Source organism: Cobetia sp., assembly GCF_983723665.1.
In genome coordinates this window covers 1-2185 of the sequence record NZ_CFDJES010000264.1, presented here as the reverse complement: position 1 = coordinate 2185, position 2185 = coordinate 1, and the positions used below count along the sequence as shown (strand labels likewise).

General features: G+C 65.0%; 3 protein-coding genes. All 3 read left to right on the top strand.

The features are described 5' to 3' along the window. Window positions 1-21 precede the first annotated feature (21 nt). On the top strand, window positions 22-771 hold the full coding sequence (locus tag AC4FAH_RS14690) for a class II aldolase/adducin family protein (RefSeq protein ID WP_197738731.1): 750 nt from the start codon (window positions 22-24) through the stop codon (window positions 769-771). 87 nt (window positions 772-858) lie between these two features. Further along, the gene (locus AC4FAH_RS14685) at window positions 859-1533 is read left to right on the top strand and encodes a TetR/AcrR family transcriptional regulator (RefSeq protein ID WP_213114121.1); all 675 of its coding nucleotides are present in this window, start codon (window positions 859-861) and stop codon (window positions 1531-1533) included. 2 nt (window positions 1534-1535) lie between these two features. Beyond that, on the top strand, window positions 1536-2185 hold a 650-nt coding region (locus AC4FAH_RS14680; protein ID WP_490246324.1), incomplete at its 3' end, for a pyridoxal phosphate-dependent aminotransferase.

Sequence of the window (2185 nt, the reverse complement as noted above, 5' to 3'; positions counted from 1 at the left end):
GTGACCACAGGAGACAGCAACATGCCGGCATCGACCATGAGTGACGCGGAGTGGCAAGCACGCCTGGACCTGGCGGCCTGCTACCGGTTGGCAGCGCACTACCGCATGACCGACCTGATCTACACCCACATCACGGCGCGGGTGCCGGATGAGGAAGGGCATTTTCTGATCAACCCCTACGGCTGGCGCTGGGAGGAGATCACGGCGTCCTCGCTGGTCAAGATCGACGTCAACGGCCAGAAGGTCGATGACAGCGCCGCGCGGGTCAATCCGGCCGGTTTCACCATTCACTCGGCGATTCATGCGGCAAGTCACTCAGCCAGCTGGATCATGCATACCCATACCCGCGCCGGTGTGGCGGTGTCGAGCCTGGAAGAAGGGCTCTTGCCCCTGAATCAGATCGCCCTGCAGTTCCATGGCCGCGTCTCCTATCACGATTACGAGGGTATCGCGCTGGATCTGGATGAGCGCGAGCGCATCGTGGCGAGCCTTGGCGACAATCCGGCGCTGATCCTGCGCAATCATGGCCTGCTGACAACCGGCGCCTCTGCCGCCGAGATGTTCAACAACATGTTCTATCTCGAGCGCAGCTGCGAGATCCAGGTCGCGACCCTGTCAATGGGCCAGCCGGTGCGCCGCCTCTCGCCCGAGATCTGTGAGCATGTGGTCGGTCAGTACGACATGGCCATCCACGAGGAGGGAGATCTGGCGCTGGAGTGGGAGTCTCATCTGCGACTGCTGGAGAGCCTTGGCTGTGATTATCGTTGTTAATAGCAGGTGCGCTGTTGAAGGCATCGTCGCTCGAGAGGCCGTCGAGTGCCTGATGCGCGGGCCCGCGACCGGACGGGAGACATCACGATGAGTCGCAAGGCATTCCAGCGGCTTTCCCAGGATCAGCGTCGTCGCGACCTGCTGGAAGCCACCTTGAGCTGTGTCGCGCAGCACGGTCTGGCCGGCGCCAGCGTGCGCCGCGTGGCGGAGGCGGCCGGGGTCTCGCCCGGACTGATTCGCCACCATTTCGGCACCAAGGACGACATGGTGCGGGCCGCCTACGCCTACATGATGGGCCAGCTGACCTCCGATATCGCCGATGCCAGCCCGGCCAGTGATGAATCCCCGGCGTGTCGTCTGGCGCGCTTCATCGCGGCGAGTCTCGCGCAGCCCAACTTGGCCGCCCACAAGATCTCCCTGTGGGCGACCTTCATCGGCCGGGTACGCCACGATGCCAGCTATTCGGCGGTGCACCAGGAAACCTATCGCGAGTTTCTCGACCTGCTCGCACAGCTGGTCCATCCGGTGCTGAGCGCCCACGCACTGCCGGCGGGCGCACGCGAGTGTCAGGAGCAGGCGATTGCCCTCAATGGCTTGATCGATGGCCTGTGGCTGGAGGGCGGGCTTGAACATGGCCTCTATCCGGTCGAGCGGCTGCCGGCGATCGCCATACGCGCAGCAGAGGGCATTCTGCGACTGCCCCGGGGCACCTTGCTTGAGCACGTCGGCATCGCGACACCATCCCCATCCCACAGGAGTTGAGCATGCGCTACGCCACCATTACCGAACGACTGAGTGACCTGGGCGGTGACAAATGGGCCGTTCACAGCGCCGCTCGCCGGCGCATCCAGGCCGGCGAGCCGATCATCGAGCTGACCATCGGTGAGCCGGATATCGCCACGCATCCGGCGCTGGTCGAGCATTGTGTCGAGGCAATGCGCGCCGGGCGTACCCGCTACTCCGATGGCCGTGGCGAGCCGGGGCTGGTCGCGGCCCTGGCCGAGCGCTATGCAGCGCGCATGCCCGAGATCAGCGCAGACAACGTGCTGTGTTTCCCCGGCACTCAGACGGCGCTGTTCGCGGTGATGCTGGCGCTAGTGGAGGAGGGGGCCGGCGTGCTGACCGGCGACCCCTACTACGCCACCTATGAGGGCGTGATCCGCGGGGCTGGCGGTGACCTGCAGCCGGTACCGCTGCGCATGGAGCATGGTTTCGTGTTGCAGCCACAGGACCTCGCCGCGGCCATCACGCCGCAGAGCCGTGTGTTGCTGCTCAATACCCCGCACAACCCCACCGGGGCGGTGATGGACCGGGCGACCCTCGAGCACATCGGCGCGCTATGTCGCGAGCATGATCTGTGGATCGTCTGCGATGAGGTCTATGAAGCGCTGATCTTCACGGGCGAATTCGTCTC

Coding starts and splice junctions, on each gene's coding strand:
- AC4FAH_RS14685 (WP_213114121.1), top strand. CDS start 859: ATGAGTCGCAAGGCATTCCAGCGGCTTTCCCAGGATCAGCGTCGTCGC.
- AC4FAH_RS14690 (WP_197738731.1), top strand. CDS start 22: ATGCCGGCATCGACCATGAGTGACGCGGAGTGGCAAGCACGCCTGGAC.